General features: G+C 59.7%; 18 protein-coding genes and 1 tRNA gene. 9 read left to right on the top strand and 10 right to left on the bottom strand.

The window, feature by feature from the left end; all coding sequences use genetic code 11:
* Positions 1–279: 279 nt before the first annotated feature.
* From RHP74_RS01955 to RHP74_RS01980, 6 genes are all read right to left on the bottom strand, one after another.
* Positions 280–738, bottom strand: coding sequence for a hypothetical protein (locus RHP74_RS01955; protein WP_311097512.1), 459 nt, complete (start codon positions 736–738; stop codon positions 280–282).
* A gap of 171 nt (positions 739–909) precedes the next feature.
* Positions 910–985 (bottom strand) — tRNA-Phe (locus tag RHP74_RS01960).
* A 103-nt stretch (positions 986–1,088) separates the two neighbouring features.
* Positions 1,089–1,361: an oxidative damage protection protein gene (locus RHP74_RS01965; RefSeq protein WP_010464608.1), complete on the bottom strand. Its 273-nt coding sequence runs from the start codon at positions 1,359–1,361 to the stop codon at positions 1,089–1,091.
* Positions 1,358–2,425 (bottom strand): A/G-specific adenine glycosylase, encoded by a 1,068-nt coding sequence (gene mutY / locus RHP74_RS01970; RefSeq protein ID WP_077747586.1) that lies wholly within the window; start codon positions 2,423–2,425, stop codon positions 1,358–1,360. Before mutY ends, RHP74_RS01965 begins: the two co-directional genes overlap by 4 nt.
* On the bottom strand, positions 2,422–4,653 hold the full coding sequence (locus RHP74_RS01975) for an AsmA family protein (protein WP_311097516.1): 2,232 nt from the start codon (positions 4,651–4,653) through the stop codon (positions 2,422–2,424). Before RHP74_RS01975 ends, mutY begins: the two co-directional genes overlap by 4 nt.
* A 78-nt stretch (positions 4,654–4,731) precedes the next feature.
* Entirely contained in the window at positions 4,732–5,136 is a 405-nt protein-coding gene (locus tag RHP74_RS01980; protein WP_077747588.1) for an acetyl-CoA sensor PanZ family protein, read from the bottom strand.
* A gap of 224 nt (positions 5,137–5,360) precedes the next feature.
* Between RHP74_RS01980 and RHP74_RS01985 the strand changes: the two genes are divergently transcribed.
* The 7 genes from RHP74_RS01985 (at position 5,361) to RHP74_RS02015 (ending at position 11,234) form a co-directional block, all read left to right on the top strand.
* Entirely contained in the window at positions 5,361–7,025 is a 1,665-nt protein-coding gene (locus RHP74_RS01985; RefSeq protein ID WP_010464600.1) for an OFA family MFS transporter, read from the top strand.
* 264 nt (positions 7,026–7,289) lie between these two features.
* Positions 7,290–7,883, top strand: a complete 594-nt coding sequence (gene hisB / locus RHP74_RS01990; RefSeq protein WP_003218037.1) for an imidazoleglycerol-phosphate dehydratase HisB — start codon at positions 7,290–7,292, stop codon at positions 7,881–7,883.
* Positions 7,883–8,521 carry an imidazole glycerol phosphate synthase subunit HisH gene (gene hisH / locus RHP74_RS01995; RefSeq protein ID WP_010464592.1) on the top strand — a complete coding sequence of 213 codons (639 nt, stop codon included), beginning with the start codon at positions 7,883–7,885 and terminating at the stop codon, positions 8,519–8,521. Before hisB ends, hisH begins: the two co-directional genes overlap by 1 nt.
* The gene (locus RHP74_RS02000) at positions 8,522–8,779 is read left to right on the top strand and encodes a DUF2164 domain-containing protein (protein ID WP_010464590.1); all 258 of its coding nucleotides are present in this window, start codon (positions 8,522–8,524) and stop codon (positions 8,777–8,779) included. It abuts the gene before it with no gap.
* 103 nt (positions 8,780–8,882) lie between these two features.
* Complete coding sequence (hisA, locus tag RHP74_RS02005) at positions 8,883–9,620, top strand: 1-(5-phosphoribosyl)-5-[(5-phosphoribosylamino)methylideneamino]imidazole-4-carboxamide isomerase (RefSeq protein WP_010464588.1); 738 nt, start codon at positions 8,883–8,885, stop codon at positions 9,618–9,620.
* Positions 9,621–9,629: 9 nt separating this feature from the next.
* Positions 9,630–10,400 (top strand): imidazole glycerol phosphate synthase subunit HisF, encoded by a 771-nt coding sequence (gene hisF / locus RHP74_RS02010; RefSeq protein WP_007972752.1) that lies wholly within the window; start codon positions 9,630–9,632, stop codon positions 10,398–10,400.
* A 78-nt stretch (positions 10,401–10,478) separates the two neighbouring features.
* Positions 10,479–11,234: an ABC transporter substrate-binding protein gene (locus RHP74_RS02015; protein ID WP_010464581.1), complete on the top strand. Its 756-nt coding sequence runs from the start codon at positions 10,479–10,481 to the stop codon at positions 11,232–11,234.
* A 116-nt stretch (positions 11,235–11,350) separates the two neighbouring features.
* Here RHP74_RS02015 and RHP74_RS02020 read toward each other — a convergent pair whose 3' ends face one another.
* The 4 genes from RHP74_RS02020 to gpmI all read right to left on the bottom strand — a co-directional run bounded on the left by RHP74_RS02020 (position 11,351) and on the right by gpmI (position 16,543).
* On the bottom strand, positions 11,351–12,127 hold the full coding sequence (locus RHP74_RS02020) for a divergent polysaccharide deacetylase family protein (protein ID WP_311097527.1): 777 nt from the start codon (positions 12,125–12,127) through the stop codon (positions 11,351–11,353).
* A gap of 1 nt (position 12,128) precedes the next feature.
* Positions 12,129–13,448, bottom strand: coding sequence for a S41 family peptidase (locus RHP74_RS02025; RefSeq protein ID WP_010464576.1), 1,320 nt, complete (start codon positions 13,446–13,448; stop codon positions 12,129–12,131).
* Between the two features lie 31 nt (positions 13,449–13,479).
* Positions 13,480–14,772: a murein hydrolase activator EnvC gene (locus RHP74_RS02030; RefSeq protein ID WP_083375247.1), complete on the bottom strand. Its 1,293-nt coding sequence runs from the start codon at positions 14,770–14,772 to the stop codon at positions 13,480–13,482.
* 241 nt (positions 14,773–15,013) lie between these two features.
* Positions 15,014–16,543 (bottom strand): 2,3-bisphosphoglycerate-independent phosphoglycerate mutase, encoded by a 1,530-nt coding sequence (gene gpmI / locus RHP74_RS02035; RefSeq protein WP_010464572.1) that lies wholly within the window; start codon positions 16,541–16,543, stop codon positions 15,014–15,016.
* A gap of 153 nt (positions 16,544–16,696) precedes the next feature.
* Here gpmI and RHP74_RS02040 point away from each other — a divergent pair, with 153 nt between their 5' ends.
* Both RHP74_RS02040 and grxC read left to right on the top strand, forming a co-directional pair.
* Complete coding sequence (locus RHP74_RS02040) at positions 16,697–17,110, top strand: rhodanese-like domain-containing protein (RefSeq protein WP_010464571.1); 414 nt, start codon at positions 16,697–16,699, stop codon at positions 17,108–17,110.
* 1 nt (position 17,111) lies between these two features.
* A complete protein-coding gene (grxC, locus tag RHP74_RS02045; RefSeq protein ID WP_010464569.1) occupies positions 17,112–17,366 on the top strand; it encodes a glutaredoxin 3 in 255 nt (84 codons plus the stop codon).
* Positions 17,367–17,404: the final 38 nt, after the last annotated feature.

Consider the following 17,404-nt stretch of genomic DNA (forward strand, 5'->3'; position numbering starts at 1 on the left):
ATGCTTGGCTCAGGCTTTAGAATCCATCGACCTTCGTGCAAACCGCCTGCTTTTTCAATGGTTTTGTCACGTGTCGATATCGCATGGAGCAGGTGGCGAAATTTGTGCCATTTCTGCTTTTCGTCTTAGGCGTCTGAAAGTTTGTCTAGGATCAGCATTACCAGCTCGTCGAGGGAGGCTGAGCCATAGTGCCTCAGGTAGTCGAGTATCAGGCGCTTGTAATAGGCATCGTCGATGCGCGGGGTATCACCTGTTCGGTCTACTCGTTCGCGAGCGAGGTTACTCGTCATCTTCAGGTAGATCTGCCTTGAATCCGGCGATCACTTCATCCTTGGCCTGAGAAAAATCTTCAATCACATCAGGTCTGATAAGCCATTCAAGAGTTTCGGTTTCCGTAGCGCCATGGGCCCACTTTCGATAGTCAACCACAAAGCATCGACTGAGCATCGCCATTGCTTCGGATGAATCATTCGCCTCATTCCGCTCTGACTCGAGATCGTGATTCAGTGAAATCAAATCAGCGAGGGAAATGAACAGAGCTACGAATAGCTCTTTGCGGCTTTGATTTTCCGCTTCCAGCAGATGAGCAAACAGTTCCTCGAACCAATCGATGGAGCCTAGTCTTTCAGGAAGGCTGTGGGGCAATACCGATAGGTGTGCGCTTCGGGCTACGCGTTGTTGCTTGGCTTTTACCTTGGCGCGTTTGGCTCGCTTTTGTTGCTGGGTCAGAGATGCCATCGGCTTCTGCCCTTTTCAGAAAAGAAATTCCGGGTATTAAAGCGCAAACGTGCGGCTGTTTTAAGGCCTCCGCCTGTAGGAATCAGTCGTAGAAGACCGTCGGGAGCCGAGCCCCATCAAATCCCAGGCATAAAAAAACCCTGAATCTTGCGATTCAGGGTTTTCGGTATTTGGTGCCCAGAGACGGAATCGAACCGCCGACACGGGGATTTTCAATCCCCTGCTCTACCGACTGAGCTATCTGGGCAACGGGGCGCATTAAACGGGTTTTTCAGGGGGTCGTCAAGCAAGTTTTCAAAAAAAATTTAACTATTACCGTCGCTTACGTTCCGACCCCCGATAAATCGGGATTATTCTGCCGGCGGAACGTAGCCGTCAGCCTTGGCGTATTCCTCGCCAGAGAAGTACTTGTCCATCTCGCCCTGAAGGTATTTGCGGTCTTCGGCGTTCATCATGTTCAGGCGTTTTTCGTTGATCAGCAGGGTCTGGTGTTTCTGCCAGTCGGCCCAGGCCTTGGCCGAGACATGGTCAAAAATGTCCTGACCTTTGGCGCCCGGGAATGGAGCGCGCTCCAGGGCGGGCAATTCTTCTTTGTACTTGCGGCACATGATGGTGCGGGTCATGACAACTCTCCTGCGTTCAATACGGCGGCCGCGCGTTCGAGCAAGGTTTTGACCGGGGCGGCAAGGCCCAGGCGCGGCGGGGTGGCGAGGTTATACCAGAGCCAGTCGGCCTCGGCCACGTGATGGCCGGCCTCCTGGACCTGAACCAGCCAGGGTTCGATGGACAACTGGAAGTGGCTGAAGGTGTGGACCAGACTCGGCAGCGCTTGTTGCGTGCCCAGTTCCAGCGAGTGCTGCGAGGCCAGATGTTGCAGGTCGTCGAGGTCATCGAGTTCCGGCAGGCTCCACAGACCGCCCCACAAGCCCGTAGAAGGCCGGCGGTAAAGCAGAATCGCGCCTTCGCCGTTGGCGAGCATCGGCATCAACGTGCGCTTCTGTGGCACGGTCTTGCGCGGCTTCGGGATCGGGTAGCGGGTTTCCAGGCCAAGCATGTGCGCTTCGCAGCCCTTTTCCAGCGGGCAGAGCAGGCAACTCGGTTTGCTGCGGGTGCAGAGCGTGGCGCCCAGATCCATCATCGCCTGGGTGTAGGCGTTGACCCGATCATGCGGCGTGAAGCGCTCAGCGTTCGCCCACAGCTGTTTGGCGACCTTCGGCTCGCCCGGATATCCCTCTTGCGCGGTAAAGCGCGCCAGCACCCGTTTGACGTTGCCATCGAGGATCGGCGCCCGCAGGCCCATGCTCAGGCTGGCGATGGCGCCAGCCGTGGACAGGCCGATGCCCGGCAACTCGACAAGCTTTTCGACATCTCGCGGAAACTCGCCGCCGTACTCGGCCACGACGATCTTTGCGGTTTTCTGCAAATTGCGTGCGCGAGTGTAGTAACCCAGGCCGGTCCACAGGTGCAGCACTTCGTCTTCCGGCGCGGCAGCCAGGGCCTCGACCGTCGGCAGCGAAGCCATGAAACGGTCGAAATAATTCAGCACGGTGCTGACCTGGGTCTGTTGCAGCATGATCTCCGAGACCCACACCCGATACGGCGTGATGCCTTGTTGCCAAGGCAAATCGTGGCGGCCGTGGCGGTCGTACCAGTCCAGCACCGCCGTTGAAAACTGCTCGGCTCTCATCGCTTGAACAGCCCCTTCAGCGCGTTTTTCAGTTCGGGGCTGACCTTGTCGCCAAGCTTCTCGTCGATTTTTTCACTGATCCGCTCGCCCGCCAGTTTGCTCGCGACCTCGCCCATGCGTTCGTTATCGAGACGGCACGCCTTGGCGCCCAGTTCCAGCGGGCCACGGCAGCGCAGCGGCCACTCGATGCCGACGAACTTCTCGCCGACCTGGCAGGCCGGGTCCGGCATGTCGCTCTTGTCGCCTTCGACGATCACGCCCACGCGATAATCCATGCCCAGTACTCGCAGGTCGACGTCGCCGTCACCTTTGACGGTCATGCCCGGGATGCGCACTTTCAGGTCAGGATTGCTGGCCACGCCGTTACGGAAGGTCAGGTTACCGTTGAGCTCCTGGAACGGTGTGTCCTTGCCCCGTGGCTCGCCGCTGAGGCTTTTGCGGTTGAGTGTGGCGATGCCTTTGCACAGCTGTTGTTCAAGGTTGGCGTTGAGCAGCACGCCGTTGTTGATGACGAAACTGGCGTTGCCGTTGAGCGTCTCGATCAGCGCTTGCTGGCTGTTGCCGCTGCCGGTCAGCGCGCTGTTGAGCGTCACCAGGCCGTTGACCGGTGGATTCTTCCCTTGGCTTTCAAGGATTTTTTCCACGGGCACTTTGGTGATGCGCGTCTGCATGTTCAGCGCCGGTACTTCCTGGCGCACGTCCAGGGTGCCCTTGGCTTCGAAGTTGCCGCCGTACAGGTCGCCGCGCAGTTCCTCCAGAGTCAGCAGGCCGCCTTGGCCAGCGGCCTTGAGCGTTGCGTTCTGAATCGGCAGTTTGTCGAGGGTCAACTGGCCGAAGGTCAGGTCGGCCTGTACGTCGAGTTTGCGCAAGCGTTCTACCGGCAACAGGCGTTCTGTACTCCACGCAGTTTTGGTCGGTGCGGCGGGCAACGGTGTGCTGCCGGCGCCGGCCATGGCGTCGGCCTCGGTGCTGGCGACTTCGGCCTGACGCACTTGCGTCGCGCTACTGGCTTCGGCGGACTTGGGTGGCAGATAGCGGTCAACGTTGAAGGTGTCGGCCTTGAGGGTTGCGCGCAGCGATTGCTTGGCGAAGTCCTCGACGGCGATGCGGCCACTGAAGCTGCTGTCGTCGACTTTCAGGTTGATGTTGTCGAGCGACAGGCTCGCAGGCGTGCCCGCCAGACGGCTGACCAGCTCGACTTTGCTCAGGCTGCCTTCGGCCATGGCCGGGAGTGTCTGGCCGATGCTGTCGACGAATTTCGCCAGGTCGAACTGAGCAATCGAAATGCCGCCGCTGATTTGCGGCGTCTTGTCGAGGTCGTTGACCTTCAACTCGCCCAGTGCGCGCATTTGGTTGGCAGAGATCTTGATACCGGTCCATTCGGCGACGTTCGCGGCTTTATCCAGCAGCAACTGGCCTTGGGCAGCGAAGGTCATGGTCTTGCCTTGCAGCGGATCGCCGGCGACTTCGCCGGAGAGCTTCATGTCCTCGAATTTGTAGCGCTGCAAGGCGCGTTCGAAACGCAGCTCGCCATTGAGCTCGGTGCGTACCCGCAGGACCGGCTGATTGGTGCCGAGGAACGCGGTGAGTTTGACCGGAATGTTGGTCGAGTCGTGGACCGGGCCGGTGCTCAGCTGGATGCTTTCGGCGCTGAACTGCTTGCCTGTCTTCTCGTCGTTGTATTCAACGCGGGCGTTGTTGACGGTCAGGCTGTCGATGTCCAGGCGAATCGGTTGGGCCGGTTTTTCCGCCTGGGCGGTGGTGGTCGGCGCAGGCGCAGGTTCGCCAGCAGTAGCGGCTGGCGTGGCCGGGGTGACTGGCGCCGGGGCCTTGCCGATGTCTTCCCAGTTACCGTGGCCGTCCTTGTCGCGGTTCAGGCGCAGGTTAAGGCCTTCGACGCGCACGTCACTCATCTGTACTTCGCGGCGCAGCAGCGGCAGCACGCGCACAGACAGACCCAGCATCTGCAAGTCGGCGAACGGTTCGGTGGGTTTGGCCAGGGTCGCGACACTGGCTTCGTGCAATTCCAGGCCAAGCCACGGGAACAGGCTCCAGCCGATATCGCCATTGAGCGTCAGCTCGATGTGGGCCTTGTCGCGGGCAATCTGGCGAATCTCGTCTTTATAGTCGTTGGGATCGAAGAGGTGGGTCAGGGCAAAGCCCAGCGCCACAATGATCAGCAACAGCCCGAGAAGCACCAGACCCAGGATTTTGCCGAACGCTTTCATGGGCGAGTCCTTGTAGTTAGTCGAATTCGAAATTTAGCCGGGGAGTATAGCGCTCCGAAGCGGACGACCGGTCAGCGATCACGTCGGCAGCACATCCAGCGGCACTTTCAGCTTGGCGGCCAGTGCCTGAGCTTCGAGATGCCCGGCAGGTGCCAGCAGACGCAAGGTCACGCCCGATTGCGAAGCCATTTTCCGCGCTTCGTCCACCATTCGTTCGGCAACGCCACGGCGACGGGTAATTTTTCGCACGCAGATTTGGGACAAGTGCCAAACGTCGTGGTTTCGTTGCAAGCGAGCCGCGCCGAGCAGCCGATCATTGAAGCGTCCGGCGATCAGCGAACCGTCTTCCAGGCAGCTTTCGATCAGCTGCAAACCCCCTGAAAACGGGGCGAACAGCCAGTCTGGAGCGTCGCGATAAATTTTTTGCAGGTCTTGCTGATCCTGATAAGTGGCTTCGTGCAGCAGCTCGACAATGATCGGCATGGCGGTTCCTTCAGTGGTACGAGAACAGATGACTTACACAAAGGTGATATCACTTTGGTTTTTCTGTCACGTACAGATGGTAACCTCTGCCGGTTCGTCCGTCCTTCTGCGACGTGATGTCGCACCAAAATGGAGCTTCACCCTGAAAAAGACAGTCATGCGTGCGCATAAGGCTGGGGGCGAAGAGTGGCTGGCGAACCATACTAATAATTGGGGGATACACAATGACCACGAGTATCACGGCGGATGGCTTTACAGCCAATCAGCCCGGGTTCCTGTCCAAGGAACGCATCATCGCCAAGCCCGGTTTCAACCGTTGGCTGGTACCACCGGCCGCACTGGCCATCCACCTGTGCATCGGCATGGCTTACGGCTTCTCGGTGTTCTGGTTGCCACTGTCCAAAGCCCTGGGCGTGACCAAGCCGGTAGCCTGCGCGCCGGACATGAGCTTCATCTCGCAAGTCTTCTCGTCGCAATGTGACTGGCCGATCTCGATGCTCGGCTGGATCTACACCCTGTTCTTCATCTTCCTCGGCTGCTCGGCAGCGATCTGGGGCGGCTGGCTCGAACACGCCGGGCCTCGCAAGGCTGGCGTTGTATCGGCGCTGTGCTGGTGTGGTGGTCTGCTGATTTCGGCGCTGGGGATTTATACCCACCAGATCTGGCTGATGTGGATCGGCTCCGGGGTCATTGGCGGTATCGGCCTGGGGTTGGGTTACATCTCGCCGGTGTCGACCCTGATCAAGTGGTTCCCGGACAAGCGCGGCATGGCGACCGGCATGGCGATCATGGGCTTCGGTGGTGGTGCGATGGTCGGTGCTCCGCTGGCCGCAGCCCTGATGGGCCACTTCGCTTCGGCAGACAGCGTCGGTGTGTGGCAGAGCTTTCTGGTGATGGCCGCGATCTACTTCGTGTTCATGATCGGCGGTGCACTGTCCTACCGCGTGCCGCCAACCGGCTGGAAACCTGAAGGCTGGACCGCTCCGGCGAAGAAAGCTTCGAACGCGATGATCACTCACCGTCACGTCCACGTGAATGTGGCGTGGAAAACCCCGCAATTCCGTCTGGTGTGGCTGGTGCTGTGCCTGAACGTGTCGGCGGGTATCGGCATCCTGGGCATGGCTTCGCCGCTGTTGCAGGAAGTGTTCGGCGGTAAATTGATCGGTGTTGACCTGCCGTTCGGTCAATTGGACGCCGGGCAACTGGCTTCTATCGCGGCGATTGCGGCCGGTTTCACCGGTTTGCTGAGCCTGTTCAACATTGGTGGCCGGTTCTTCTGGGCGTCGTTCTCGGATTACCTGGGCCGTAAAAACACCTATTTCGTGTTCTTCGCCCTGGGCTTTGCCCTGTACGCGCTGATCCCGAACCTCGGTCACCTGGGTAACGTTGCGCTGTTCGTGGCGGCGTTCTGCATCATCCTGTCGATGTACGGCGGTGGTTTTGCGACCGTGCCGGCTTACCTGGCGGACCTGTTCGGTACGCAAATGGTTGGCGCGATCCACGGTCGTCTGCTGACGGCGTGGGCGGCGGCGGGCGTGTTGGGTCCGGTGTTGGTGAACTACATTCGTGAGTATCAGTTGAGCATCGGCGTTGAGCGCGCCGCGGCTTACGACATCACCTTGTACATCCTCGCGGGCTTGCTGGTGCTGGGTTTCCTGTGCAACCTGATGGTTCGCCCGGTGGCCGACAAGTACTTCATGACTGACGCCGAACTGGCTGCCGAACAGGCGCTGGGCCACGACAAGGGTGCTGATGCCAGCACCGTGCTGGAGTGGAAAGCGGCGCCGGGCACCAAGCCGTTGGCGATTGCTGCGTGGCTGGTGGTGGGGATTCCGTTGGCGTGGGGTGTCTGGGTGACCCTGCAGAAGACGGCGGTTCTGTTCCACTAAGTAAAACGCACTGCCCCTGTGGGAGCGAGCCTGTTCGTGAATGCGGTCTGACAGTCGACAGAGATGTTGAATGTGGAGGCCCTTTCGCGAGCAGGCTCGCTCCCACATTTGTTTGAGGCGCCATCAAATCCGCTTGTATGGACATGTCTATCCCCGATACTCCCGGATTCACTCCGTCAGTGATATCACCTCCCGTGTTTCTGTTTCGCGCCCGCGCCCCTATAATGGTTGCCTTTTTCGCCCAATGATTTTGCGGAGCTGGTGATGGCCGAACGTAAGGCGTCAGTCGAGCGCGACACTCTGGAAACCCAGATCAAAGCCTCGATCAACCTGGATGGCACCGGAAAGGCCCGATTTGATATCGGTGTCCCTTTTCTTGAGCACATGCTGGACCAGATCGCCCGTCACGGGCTGATCGACCTGGATATTGTCAGCAAAGGCGACCTGCATATCGACGACCACCACACGGTGGAAGACGTTGGTATCACTTTGGGTCAGGCCTTCGCCAAAGCCATCGGCGACAAAAAAGGCATCCGTCGCTACGGCCACGCCTATGTCCCGCTCGATGAAGCGCTATCGCGTGTGGTGATCGACTTCTCCGGCCGTCCTGGCCTGCAGATGCATGTTCCCTACACCCGCGCCACCGTTGGCGGCTTCGACGTTGACCTGTTCCAGGAATTCTTCCAGGGCTTCGTCAACCATGCGCTGGTCAGCCTGCACATCGACAACCTGCGTGGCACCAATACCCACCACCAGATCGAAACCGTGTTCAAGGCATTCGGCCGCGCCCTGCGCATGGCCGTAGAGCTTGATGACCGCATGGCCGGTCAGATGCCGTCGACCAAAGGCGTTCTGTAATGCAGACGGTCGCGGTTATCGATTACGGCATGGGCAACCTGCACTCGGTGGCCAAGGCCCTCGAGCACGTCGGTGCCGGCAAGGTCCTGATCACCAGCGATGCCGATGTGATTCGCGAAGCCGACCGGGTGGTTTTCCCCGGCGTCGGCGCGATTCGCGATTGCATGGCGGAGATCCGTCGCCTGGGCTTCGATTCGCTGGTGCGCGAAGTCAGCCAGGACCGTCCGTTTCTCGGCATCTGTGTCGGCATGCAAGCCTTGCTCGACAGCAGTGAAGAGAACGACGGCGTCGATTGCATCGGTCTGTTTCCAGGCCAGGTGAAGTTCTTCGGCAAGGACCTGCACGAAGACGGCGAACACCTGAAAGTCCCGCACATGGGCTGGAACGAAGTGAAGCAGACGGTGAGTCACCCGCTGTGGCACAACATTCCGGACCTGGCGCGTTTCTACTTCGTGCACAGCTACTACATCGCCGCCGGCAATGCGCGGCAGGTGGTGGGTGGCGGTCACTACGGTGTCGATTTCGCCGCAGCGCTGGCCGATGGCTCGCGATTCGCCGTGCAGTTCCACCCGGAGAAGAGCCATACCCATGGCCTGCAATTGCTGCAGAACTTCGCCGCGTGGGATGGTCGCTGGTAAATGGCTGCCAAGAAGAAGCCGCCGATCCTGACCCTCACTCCCGAACAGGAGAACGAGGCCAATCACAAGATCAAACGCTTCATGGAAGATCGCTTCGAACTGGACCTGGGTTCGTTCGAAGCGGCTGAAATCCTTGAGCTGTTTACTCGCGAAATTGCGCCGCACTATTACAACAGGGCGATTTTCGATGTGCAGACGCACCTCAAAGAGAGGTTCGAAAGCATCGAAAGCGACTTGTGGGCGCTCGAGAAAGCATAGGAGCAGCTGCAAGCTTTAAGCTGCAAGCTGCAAGAAGTAGAAACGCGTGCGTGCTCGCAGCTTATAGCTTGCAGCTTGCAGCTCTTTGGACGAAGGAAAAAGCATGCTGATTATTCCCGCTATCGATCTTAAAGACGGTGCCTGTGTTCGTCTGCGCCAGGGCCGCATGGAAGATTCCACGGTGTTCTCCGATGACCCGGTGAGCATGGCTGCCAAGTGGGTGGAGGGCGGTTGCCGTCGTCTGCATCTGGTCGACCTGAACGGCGCCTTCGAAGGCCAGCCGGTCAACGGCGAAGTGGTCACCGCCATTGCCAAGCGCTACCCGAACCTGCCGATCCAGATCGGTGGCGGTATCCGTTCCCTGGAAACCATCGAGCACTACGTCAAAGCAGGCGTGAGCTACGTGATTATCGGCACCAAAGCCGTGAAAGATCCGGCCTTCGTCGCTGAAGCGTGCCGTGCGTTCCCGGGCAAAGTGATCGTCGGTCTGGACGCCAAAGACGGTTTCGTCGCCACTGACGGTTGGGCGGAAATCAGCACCATTCAGGTGATCGACCTGGCCAAGCAGTTCGAAGCCGATGGCGTGTCCGCGATCGTTTATACCGACATCGCCAAAGACGGCATGATGCAGGGTTGCAACGTACCGTTCACCGCTGCCCTGGCCGCTGCCACGCGCATTCCGGTCATCGCTTCCGGCGGTATCCACAATCTGGGTGACATCAAGTCGCTGCTGGACGCCAAGGCGCCAGGCATCATCGGCGCCATCACCGGCCGGGCGATCTACGAAGGCACCCTCGATGTCGCTGAAGCGCAAGCTTTCTGCGATTCGTACAAAGGCTGAGGACTGACCATGGCGCTGGCCAAACGCATCATCCCTTGCCTGGACGTGGACAACGGCCGGGTGGTCAAGGGCGTCAAGTTCGAGAACATTCGTGATGCTGGCGATCCGGTGGAAATCGCCCGTCGCTACGACGAGCAGGGCGCTGACGAAATTACCTTTCTCGACATCACCGCCAGCGTCGATGGCCGCGATACCACGCTGCACACCGTCGAGCGCATGGCCAGCCAGGTGTTCATCCCGCTGACGGTGGGCGGTGGTGTGCGCACGGTGCAGGACATTCGCAACTTGCTGAATGCCGGTGCGGACAAGGTTTCGATCAACACCGCAGCGGTATTCAACCCGGAATTCGTCGGCGAAGCGGCCCAGCATTTCGGCTCGCAGTGCATCGTCGTCGCTATCGACGCCAAGAAAGTCTCCGGTCCGGGCGAAACCCCGCGCTGGGAGATTTTCACCCACGGCGGGCGCAAGCCAACCGGCCTCGACGCCGTTGAGTGGGCGAAGAAGATGGAAGGCCTGGGTGCCGGTGAAATCCTGCTGACCAGCATGGATCAGGACGGCATGAAAAACGGTTTCGACCTGGGCGTCACCCGCGCCATCAGCGATGCGCTGGGTATCCCGGTGATTGCCTCCGGCGGCGTCGGCAACCTGCAGCATCTGGCTGACGGCATCATCGAAGGCCACGCCAGCGCCGTATTGGCGGCGAGTATTTTCCACTTCGGCGAATACACGGTGCAGGAAGCCAAGGCCTACATGGCGCATCGCGGAATCGTCATGCGCTAAACAAATCCATGAAGGCCAGTGGACAGCATGGCGGGCTCAAGGCACTCTTGGGCACGCCATGGATTTCGGTAGCCCAACATGATCAAACGCCTGCTTCTTGTCCTCGCCAGCGCTTCTCTGTTGCTCATCAATGGAGCCCACGCTGAAGAAAGTCCCGACACCGACCTGGTGTTACTGACGGAAAATTTCCCGCCATACAACATGGCGAAGAACGGCAAGAACTTCGCTCAGGACGAGAACATCAATGGCATTGCCGTGGACATCGTCCGCGAGATGTTCAAACGTGCCGACGTCACCTACAGCCTGACGCTGCGCTTCCCTTGGGAACGAATCTACAAGCTCGCCCTCGAGAAACCCGGTTACGGCGTGTTCGTGATGGCGCGCTTGCCGGACCGCGAAAAGCTGTTCAAGTGGGTCGGCCCGATTGGCCCGGACGACTGGATCATGCTGGCCAAGGCTGACAGCAAGATCAGCCTGGAGACGCTGGATCAGGCGCGCAAATACAAGATCGGAGCATACAAGGGCGATGCGATTGCCGAGACGCTGGCCAAGCAAGGGTTGAAGCCCATTGTCGTGCTGCGCGATCAGGACAACGCAAAGAAGCTGGTGAGTGGTCAGATTGATTTGTGGGCCACGGGCGATCCGGCCGGGCGCTATCTGGCGCGTCAGGAGGGCGTTAACGGTCTCAAGACGGTGTTGCGGTTCAACAGCGCCGAACTCTATCTGGCGTTGAACAAAGACGTTCCAGATGACGTGGTGGCCAAGCTGCAAGCCGCGCTGGATCAGCTGCGCAAAGAAGGCGTGGTGGACGACATCATGGCGCGGTATCTCTGATCAAGTGTGGGAGCGAGCCTGCTCGCGATGAGGCAGTGTCAGTCAACATCACTGTTGGCTGATTCACCGCCATCGCGAGCAGGCTCGCTCCCACAGTGGTTTTGTGTTGTTGTGGATTAGCGGTACACGCCATCCCTTCCATGCGCAGCCGTCGCGCGATTGCTGCGCACGCTGATCATCTGCTTGATGTCTATCCACTCAATGCCCTGAGCCTTGAGCTTGGGCAGTTCCCTCTCCAGCACCGCCAGCGTCTGCGGATACGGATGCCCGATCATCACCGCCGAGCCTTGCTTGTGCGCCAAATTAATCGCCGTCTGCAACTGCGTGAAAATCGCCGCTTCGGTGCGCTCGTCATCCAGAAACACATCCCGCGAAACGCTTGCCAACCCAATCTTCTGTGCCTCGGCTGCCGCGACGGTTTGTGCGCTGGTGCGGCTGTCGACGAAGAGCTTGTGCCGGCGCTGCAAGTCCGCCATCAACCAGGCCATGGCCGGTTGCTGAGCGGTCATGCGACTGCCCATATGGTTGTTGATGCCGGCGGTGTAAGGCACGACCTTGAACGCCGCGCTCAGGCGTTTCTCAAGTTCGTCGATGGGCAAATCGGGATGCCAGGCAAACGGGCCGGTGGCCGGGTCCATGGGCATGTGCAGGATGACGATCTTGCCGGCGCGATGGGCCTCGCGGGCGAATTCGGTGGCGTGGGGCGTGTCGGGCATGATCGCCGCTGTCACCGGGCCGGGCAGGGCCAGCACGCGACGATCCCGGGGCAGGTTCTGCCCCAGGTCATCGATGATCAACGTGAGATAGGCTTTCTGCGGCGCAGCGGTAGCGGGCGTTGCGTGGGCAACGCCCGCCAGACAGCACAGCAGACCGATCAGCAGCCGCAGGCGCACCTCAGCGACCGGAGGTGATGCTCAGCCCTTTGAGCAGGCTCAGCGCCTGGGCCAGTTGGTAATCGTCATCCTGCGGCATTGCCTTGGCCTTGCTGCTGGAACCGCTCGGTTTGTCGGCGCCGCCGTTGCCATTGCCCAAGTGACCCTGCAGATCGGCTTCCTTGAAGTATTCGCTGTCCTGCTCGTTGGTGATCTTGGCCCTGCGCACTTCGATGTCCGGGACGATGCCCTGGGCCTGGATCGAGCGGCCGTTCGGCGTGTAGTACAGCGCCGTGGTGATCTTCAGTGCGCGGTCGTTGTTCAGTGGCAGCACGGTTTGTACCGAGCCTTTGCCGAAACTGGTGGTGCCCATGACCACCGCGCGTTTTTGATCCTGCAGGGCGCCGGCGACAATTTCCGAGGCCGAGGCGCTGCCGCCGTTGATCAGCGTAACCATTGGCACGGCTTCGCTTTCGTCTTTGCCGGTGGCCGAGAAGCGCAGTTCGGAGTTGGCGATGCGGCCCTTGGTGTAAACGATCAGGCCCTTGGTGATGAAGTGGTCGACCACTTCCACTGCCGATTGCAGCACGCCGCCCGGGTTGTTGCGCAGGTCGAGAATGATGCCGTTGAGCTTCTTGCCGTTGTCCTTGCGCAACTTGGCCAGGGCTTTGGACACTTCTTCGCCGGTCTTGACCTGGAACTGAGTGATGCGGATGTAGCCGTAGCCCGACTCCAGCAGCTGCGCCTTGACGCTCTTCACCTGAATGATGGCGCGGGTCAGGGTCACGTCGAACGGCGTACCGCCGTCGCGCACCAGGGTCAGGGTGATTTTCTGGCCGATCTTGCCGCGCATCTTGTCCACGGCTTCGGTCATGCTCTGGCCGCGAGTCGGCTGTCCGTTGATCTTCACGATGAAGTCGCCAGCCTGAATGCCAGCCTTGGACGCCGGGGTGTCATCAATCGGGGAGACCACTTTGATGAAACCGTCTTCCGCGCCCACTTCGATGCCCAGGCCGCCGAATTCGCCGCTGGTGCTTTCCTGCAATTCAGCGAAGTCTTCCGGGCCCAGATAGGCGGAGTGCGGATCGAGGTTGCTGAGCATGCCTTTGATGGCGTTTTCCAGCAGGGTCTTGTCGTCCACCGGTTCGACATAGGCGGCCTTGATCCGATCCATGACCTCGGCAAAGGTGCGCAACTCTTCCAGAGGCAACGGCGCCTTGGTGGTCGCAGCAGTGCCCGCAGGCGCGACCGCCGGGGCCGGTTGAGCGGCAAACGCCAGAGGCGCGCCGATCACCAGGGCGATCGTCAGGGCTAGCGAGGTAAGGCGGGACAAATGCAGCATGTCTAACGAACTCCTGAAGTAGATGGCGTACTTATCCTTGCGCACGACACCATTGCGCCGGATCACTCGGGTGACCCTGCTGACGAATAGCGAAATACAGCGCTGGTGTGTCCTGCCCGCCACTGTTACCGACAGTGGAGATGGACTCACCGGCTTTTACTACGTCACCCGCAGACTTGAGCAGCGTCTGGTTGTGACCATAAAGACTCAGAAAACCGTTGCCATGGTCGAGAATCACCAACAGCCCGGCGCCACGCAACCAGTCGGCGAATACCACGCGACCGCCATGCACGGCGTGCACCTGGCTGCCGGCGGAGGCGCTGATCATCACGCCGTCCCACTTGGTACGGGCGTCGTCGCCACGGGATTCACCGAAGCGTGCCAGCAGTCGACCATCAACCGGCCACGGAAGTCTTCCCCGGCTTGAAGCAAAAGGGCCGCCAAAGGTCTCGCCTGAACTGGAAACCAATGCGCCAGGGTTCGACTTGACCGGTTTGCGTGGGGCGTCAGTGGCATTCGCCTGCTCCTGAGCCTCACGTAAACGCTTTTTTTCGGCTTCCTGCTGGGCGATGAGCGCTTTTTGTCGCGCCTCTTCAGCCTCTCGTGCCTGGCGGGCCAGGGTTTCTTCGATGGTTTTAAGGACTTTAGACAGGTCTGCCTGATCCTGCTCGCGGGCGGCCAGCTTCTGGTCGCGCGCCTTCACGTCGTCGCTCAACTTGGCCAGGACTTGCTGGCGCTCCTTGCGAACCTTGTCGAGTTCGTCGCGCTGGCTGTCGAGGCTGCTCTTCTGCACCAGCAATTGTGCCTGTTGCAGGGCGATGTCTTTTTCGACGTTAGCCAGTTGGCGCAAGGTTTCGTTGAAATTCTTCAGCTGCTCCAGGCGGGCCTGGCTCAGGTAGTCGTAATAGGTGAGGGTTCGGGCGAATTTTTCCGGATTCTGCTGGTTCAGCAGGAGCTTCAAGTACTCCTGACGGCCGTTCTGATAGGCCGCACGGGCCTGAATGGCGATCAGTCGTTGCTGTTCAGTGCGCGCGCTCTGGAGTTTTTTTTTCTCACCATCGAGTCGCTGCAGCTCGGATTCGCTTTTCTTCAGCTCTTTTTGCAGGGCTTCGACCTGCTTCTCGAGCTTGCCCATCTCGGTCTCGGTGCCTTTGAGGTCTTTCTGCACACCGGATTTTTCTTCCTGCAGCTTGCCCAGCAGTTTTTTCAGCTCGGCAATATCCTGACGCGTGGCGTCCAACTGTTGTTGGGTTTGCGCGCGCTCATCAGCGAAGGCCGGTTGGAGCAGGCAAGTCAGGGCAAGGGCTATCAGGACGCGAAGCATAGAGGCGGGCGACACCAGGGAAAGGGACGGCCTAGTATGCCCGCCAAGCGCCGCAAAAAAAACGCCCAATTGGGGTTGTGTGATAACCGGAGCAGCGTTGCCTCTGAAAACACTCCAAAACCACTGTGGGAGCGAGCCTGCTCGCGATGGCGCCCTGACATTCAACAATGATGTTGGCTGTCAGATTGCTATCGCGAGCAGGCTCGCTCCCACAGGGTTTGGCGTCGTCAGATGGATCTGGTTACACCAGAATCGACGTGCCGGTCATTTCAGATGGTTTTTCCATCCCCAGCAGCATCAGCATCGTCGGCGCGACATCCGCCAGCACGCCGCCATCACGCACCTTGAAGTTCCGCTTGCCGACATAGATGAACGGCACTGGCTCGGTGGTGTGAGCAGTGTGTGCCTGGCCAGTGGAGGCATCGGACATTTGCTCGACGTTGCCGTGGTCGGCCGTAATCAGCGCTTCACCGCCAACCTTGTCCAGCGCTTCGACGATACGGCCGACGCACAGGTCCAGGCATTCAACGGCTTTCACCGCCGCATCAAACACGCCGCTGTGGCCAACCATGTCGCCGTTGGCGTAGTTGACCACGATCACGTCGTAACGCTGGTTTTCGATGGCCTCGACGATGCGGTCGGTGACTTCCGGGGCACTCATCTCGGGCTGCAAGTCGTAGGTGGCGACTTTCGGCGACGGAATCAGGATGCGTTCTTCGCCCGGGAACGGTTCTTCGCGACCGCCGGAGAAGAAGAAGGTCACGTGGGCGTATTTCTCGGTTTCGGCGATGCGCAGCTGAGTCTTGCCGTTTTTCGCCAGGTAATCACCCAACACATTGTCCAGGCTGCCGGCGGCAAAGGCCGATGGCGCAGGGATGCTGGCGGCGTATTGGGTCAGCATCACGAAACCGGCCAGTTTCGGCTGGCGCGCACGTTCGAATTCCTTGAAATCGTCTTCGACGAACACGCGGGTCAGCTCACGGGCGCGGTCGGCGCGGAAGTTCATGAAGACCACGGCGTCGCCGTCTTCGACTTTCACCGGCTCGCCGATGGAGGTGGCTTTGACGAATTCGTCGCTCTCGCCACGCTCATAGGCAGCTTGCAGCCCTTCCTGTGCGGTGGCGGCGTTGAATTCGCCGTTGCCGTCGACAATCAGGTTGTAGGCCTGGGATACGCGGTCCCAACGGTTGTCACGGTCCATGGCGAAATAACGGCCGATGATGCTGGCGATCCGGCCTTTGCCCAACGCCTGGAAAGTCGCGTCGAGCAGTTCGATGGACGACTGGGCGCTTTTCGGCGGGGTGTCGCGGCCATCGAGGAAGGCGTGCAGGTAGATTTTTTCGGCGCCGCGCTTGTAAGCCAGTTCGGCCATGGCGACCAGGTGATCCTGGTGGCTGTGAACGCCGCCATCGGACAGCAGGCCCATGAAGTGCACGGCTTTGCCGGCAGCAACGGCTTTATCCACAGCGGCGCAGATGGTCGGGTTTTCGAAAAACTCGCCGTCGCGGATCGATTTGGTCACGCGAGTAAAGTCTTGATACACCACGCGACCGGCACCCAGGTTCATGTGGCCGACTTCGGAGTTGCCCATCTGGCCGTCCGGCAGGCCGACGTCCATGCCGCTGCCGGAGATCAGGCCGTTCGGCACAGTGGCCCACAAGCGGTCCAATACGGGCTTCTTCGCCGCAAACACGGCGTTGGATTCAGGGCTCTCACTGTGACCGAAGCCGTCGAGAATAATCAGGACCAAAGGTTTAGGCGTGGTAGTCATGGATTCCACTCGTGGCTGAATTAAAAGAGGGCGATGGAAAAGGGAGTGGCAGTTTAAAGCGAAGTTCCTGCGCCGTCACCGCCGGACGGGGTTTGGCCCACCATAGTGGCTGTGTATACTGGCCGACATTTTAACGCCCTGGAACCTCCTTCGATGGTTGCTAACCTGATTCAATTCGCCACTAACCACTATCTGCTCGTCGGTATCTTCGTCGTACTGCTGGCGTTGCTGATCGCTTATCAGATGCAAGGCGGCGGCCGCAGCCTGAGCACCGGTGAACTGACCGGCTTGGTCAACAAGGACGCGGGCGTTGTAATCGACATCCGTCCGGTCAAGGATTTCGCCGCCGGTCACATTGTTGGCGCGTTGAATATTCCTCACGACAAGCTGACCGCTCGCATTGCCGAACTGGAAAAGCACAAGGCCAAGACCATCATCCTGGTCGATGCCATGGGCCAGACCGCCGGCACCCATGCCCGCGAACTGATGAAATCCGGCTACACCGCCGCCAAGCTGTCCGGCGGTATTTCCAGCTGGAAAGGCGATAACCTGCCGCTGGTGAAGTGATATGAGCAACGTCGTCGTCTATTCCAGCGATTACTGCCCTTACTGTTCGCGAGCCAAGTACCTGCTCGAAAACAAAGGCGTGGCCTTCGAAGAGATCAAGGTCGATGGCAAGCCGCAGGTGCGCGCCGCCATGGCCCAGAAGGCCGGACGTACGTCCGTGCCGCAGATCTGGATCGGCGAGCGCCACATTGGTGGCTGTGATGATTTGTTTGCCCTTGAGCGCGCCGGCAAGCTCGACGCCATGCTCAAGGCCTGAACGCCTTCCCTATAAGACCCCAAGATCAGAAAGGATCT

Source organism: Pseudomonas sp. SG20052 (genome assembly GCF_031766055.1).
Lineage (GTDB): Bacteria > Pseudomonadota > Gammaproteobacteria > Pseudomonadales > Pseudomonadaceae > Aquipseudomonas > Aquipseudomonas mandelii.